Genomic DNA, 4,432 nt, shown 5'->3' with positions numbered 1-4,432 from the left:
TTATTATTGTTTAATTCCTGATCTGACCCGTGATTTATGCCTGAATTCGTTGCGGAAAATTCCGCAGATTGCCCGCAACATTCCGCAGTTCTGCAATCACCCTTGTCAGAGTCCAGATCCTTCTCATCGTGATCATCATGATCATGATTATCATCAGAAGGCGGGTCATCTCTCTCAAGCCAGCACCCTCCATCGTATTTCCAGGCTTCATAGACACGGGGATCCCAGGAGTAGGCCTTAGATCTCCGGTGAGCAGAAGTCGACCCACTCTCATCCACAACAAGGGTCCGGTCACAGACAGATACAGCAGGGCATTTCGTGAGAAGGCCCTCATACTCACGCCCTTTGCTTGATGACCCGTGAAGCATCTTGTAGATGACTGAAAATGAGAGATCGGTGATATGCTGGAGCTCTGAAATTGTAACTTCTCCTGTCCCGTGCGACTGTATCGCCTCTACAAGGACTGCCTCTCTTCTGGTCAGTTTGGATTCAAGGCTTCCTGATGTGCTGTTCAAAGCGGTATATAATCGCTGTGCTGCTGAAAAGTCATCCTCTGTCGCAAAGATTTGTATTAAATTCTCTGTCTCAACATGTTCCCGCTGATGTTGCATCAGAATAGCATGAGATCTCACAAGATCAAGCAGCATATCAGGATTTCTCCGGTTCATTGCCGATGAAAACCTGATCCTTTTTGCAAATGGAATTACCACCCAGGCAGGTGATACCTGTCTCCAGATCTCCTGACAAACGCGGGCTTCTTCCCTAACATCTATGCTATCCAGTCTGAATCCTGCAGCCTCATGAAGAGTTCTCTTGAGAACAGCTGCATCCTGCTCTTCTGAATCGTCAATCCAGCAGGTCAGCATCCGATTCCAGACCTGATCGTCACCGGTTCCGTCAACCTTGGCAATCCACCAGACACACCTCTCCGGGATGATGCAGGTCTCACCTACCCGGTCCTTGCTCACGGTCCGGTACGTAAACGGTCGACGAAACGAGGTCGTAACGCCTTTCAGGATCTCCTGCATCTGGTCAGATAACGCAACATCATCAAGAGCAATCACACTTCCCGGTTGCATGCCTTTGATGTAGAAGAGAGCCTTCTCACTCATCCGGCCTTCAAGCCTGAACTCCTCGGGAACCTGGTTCATCATCGTCTCAAAGGCGTGTGATTTTCCTTTGCCTGACTCTCCGGTCACCGAGACATGCAGACCCCGGGCATTGATCACCTTCCGGGAAGCAAGTGACATCACCAGGCACTCGGCGACAACCGGATCTCCGATATGATCCAGGGCAAAGGTTTCAAGCATGTATGCAAGCGGATCGCCAGTTTCAAGGAGTGTTGATGCGGTTTTTGAGATCTCATCAGATATTTCTGGTTTTGTGTTCTGTTTCAGAGAAACAGCCGGCGATTCAGGTTTTGCGTTCTTCTTCTCGGTATTCCGTGTGCGGGAAGATACAGGACCTTCATACGTTGACCTGAGTTCTGGCCACCGCTGTGTTCCTCCTCCACATGAGGAATGATGACATCCGGCAAAGATGGCTCCGTTTGAGAACTGAATAGCATATGCACCATCGGTATGATCTGACGAGAACGGGCATTGATCAAGTATAAAGAGCATTCCTCCGGCGTATGGCTTCTGGCGGTACCCGAGGGAGTGCCGGTCAAGCCATGATGCAAGGTCTATTGAACTCTCTGGCTTTCGACCTTTCTCTTTATTGTCTGTTCTTTCTGGTCCTGACTCTTCCCGTGGTAGCATTGTAGCCAGGGAGGATAAGAGATCGAAACAGACGATCTCCAGTACATCAGGAACTGAGAGTATCGCTGCCTTCCGGTGTGGTCGAGCAGTGATATTGTCTCCTTTCCTGCTTGTTGTTCCATAGAGTTTCCAGATCCTGGCAGCGTTGTATACCGAGGTGTCTACTGTAGATAATTCATCTGAAAAGAGGATATCAAGGGTCTCAAGGATACTCCTGACAAGATCCCGGGACTGTTCGTCATTGGGAAGATCAATGCGGTACAGCAGGTGTGCTCCGTTGCCTGAGTCAGCAACAACCGGCTCTGGCCATCCGAGATCAGTAAGATATGCCGATATCCGTTTAACTTTTTCTATCGCAGCTACATGCTCTGAATCAGACGATGATACACCGGAGGGCCGCACCGGATCAATATCTATCGGGAGCCATCTCCGGCAGAGGATATCGCTGTCACCTGCTGACTTCTCGTGTCTGCCAAGCCGGGTTTCAATCCTGTTGGCCCGGCGTGCCAGAAGGTCAGGGTTCACCGGGTTCAGGGTGACATATGCTCCTGCATACTCACCCCGGTTGTCAAACGAGACTGCATCAGCACTGAGCCGGTCAAAATCGTTGTAATACCCGGATGCTGCTCCTCGTTTTCCAATCAGCCTTACCTCAACAGTCTGTCCGGGCTCAAAGAGGATAGAGCATGCAAAGCGTGTAGGATGATTCATTGAAACCCTCCTCTGATAAGCAGAGCACCACCGGGCAGGATCTGATACCTCTGCCACTCTTTTGAGACAAAGATCCAGATCTGCACAATCCCGGGCACTGTCCCATCTTTGACAAGTGACGCAAGCAGGCTGACATCGCGGGTAAACCGGGATATTCCGCCGCTCCGTGTTCGTCTGACTGCAATAAAGAGAGTTTTCTCTTTGTTCCAAGCTACAAGATCAAACAGACGCGATGAGCCTGCAACCCTGACTGAAGAGTAACCGTTTTTATCAAGTTCTGCAGCTGCATCAAAGAGAATAGTCCGTGCAGTGAGGTTAGTTCCTGCCATCGTGGGCACCCTCCCCTGATCTGAAAGTGAGATGGATAGAGATTCTGGAGCAGCGTGGACACCGGCCCCTGAGTCCCATTTGGCTGGAATGGAACTACAATTCATGAATTGCACCCCTGGATGACAGAAAGGTACAAACACTCTTAAGATTATACAAGTAGTTTATCCCCGCCAATCTTCCCGGTCGGCCAAGATAGAGAAGGGTTGTGCGGGGTTCTCTTTTCATTTGATTCATAGTATCACATCAAATCGTTTCGTGCCATTCATCATCTTCATCATGATTACTTCTTGGCTGGTGTTTCATCCATCCGAAGAGCAGGTTTGTCCATCCATATGGTACCGCCTGCTGGAACGCTGAAATAATATAATGGAATTAGTGATTCACCAGCCCTGCACAGGATGTCTGGCATGGTCAGGATGAGTATGGCACATGGTGATTTAGTACCCTGGTATCTAAAGGTTAGGTAAACGGTGCGAAAGTGATCGGGGGGATCTGAACCTTCGTTGTATCGTGCCCAAATCACGAAACAGTGCTTACATATGCGAATATTCACTTTCGCAAAATCCCCCAGATCACATCATTTCTGGTTATTTGGATCAGAGTCTGACCAGATCCTGAGAACAGGGATGATCCGTCAGTGCTGATAGTTTCCTAGGTACTCTGCCTGTTGAAAGAAGTCTGGATCACAAGGAGTGATCCAAGAGCCAGGATATTCCACCGCATTATCCCTCCCGGGCTTATGCCAGGAGGGCAACGGTGTCTGCCCATGTTTCTATCCCTGCAACGATGCTGTCTGCTTCGTATCCTGATACCACAACACTGTCACGTCTGAATGTGACTGTGAAGATCTCGCCGTTTGAGTTGTGACATTTGAGAGCACAACTGAACGAGTCTTCAGAGCTGTCATGAGATGGTGTTCCCCCCATTGCAGTGTTGATTGCCGATGTAGCCACGATGGTGCTTACATTGGTGCTGAAAGCCGCAGAAGTTGGAGCCCTGACTGATATCTGCCCTACAGTCTTTGCTTCTGCGTTCTCATACACGATCTTTCCGGAGTAGTGTTCAGATCCCCTGACAACCCCGGCGACAGTCTGGTTGTTTGAGGTGTATGATGTGCATCCCCAGGGGTTGTTCTCGATGACGTCCTGGACAAGTGCCAGGAAGTTTGCTACGGTGTCGATAGGTAAGCTGAGTTTTCTCTCAGCCGACTTGGTGACACTCTTGGTTGTAAAGTCTGCCATTGTTCGATTCCCAGCCGCATTTCACGGCTATGTATAATGTCGACCGGGAGATAAAAGTAATTTTAAAGGGGTGTGAAACGAGGGGAAAATTAGTGGTGGATAGAGAATCCAGGTGAATTGAAGAATTTTTTTTGTGCAACCGAGTCTCCAGTACTCCTATGTTTGTAGCCCGACCATACCCGAACCTCTATGTAGGTTTCTGATCTCTCCGGTTGCTTTGGATGTGTTCCCGGTGTCTTATGAGATCTTTGTATCACGGACTTCATGCACCTTCTTTGCAGATCCGGTGGGTTAAAATCGAGAAATTCAATGTAAATGTGATGTGAACTCCGGTCCCCTGAACCAATCATCCTTGAAACAAAATATCTTGAAGATTTCGGATCAATACAT

At 49.0% G+C, this 4,432-nt stretch carries 3 protein-coding genes; all 3 read right to left on the bottom strand.

Annotated features, from left to right (window positions below; genetic code table 11):
- On the bottom strand, positions 1-2,471 hold a 2,471-nt coding region (locus VN429_RS04440; RefSeq protein ID WP_325630223.1), incomplete at its 3' end, for a hypothetical protein.
- Positions 2,468-2,905 (bottom strand): hypothetical protein, encoded by a 438-nt coding sequence (locus VN429_RS04435; protein WP_325630221.1) that lies wholly within the window; start codon positions 2,903-2,905, stop codon positions 2,468-2,470. The genes VN429_RS04435 and VN429_RS04440, both read right to left, overlap by 4 nt.
- 633 nt (positions 2,906-3,538) lie before the next feature.
- Positions 3,539-4,042, bottom strand: a complete 504-nt coding sequence (locus VN429_RS04430) for a hypothetical protein (RefSeq protein ID WP_325630219.1) — start codon at positions 4,040-4,042, stop codon at positions 3,539-3,541.
- Positions 4,043-4,432 lie beyond the last annotated feature (390 nt).

Origin of the sequence: Methanospirillum sp. (assembly GCF_035560735.1) — an archaeon.
Taxonomy (GTDB): domain Archaea; phylum Halobacteriota; class Methanomicrobia; order Methanomicrobiales; family Methanospirillaceae; genus Methanospirillum.
The sequence above is the reverse complement of the archived record's forward strand: the minus strand, read 5'-3'. Positions and strand labels throughout refer to the sequence as shown.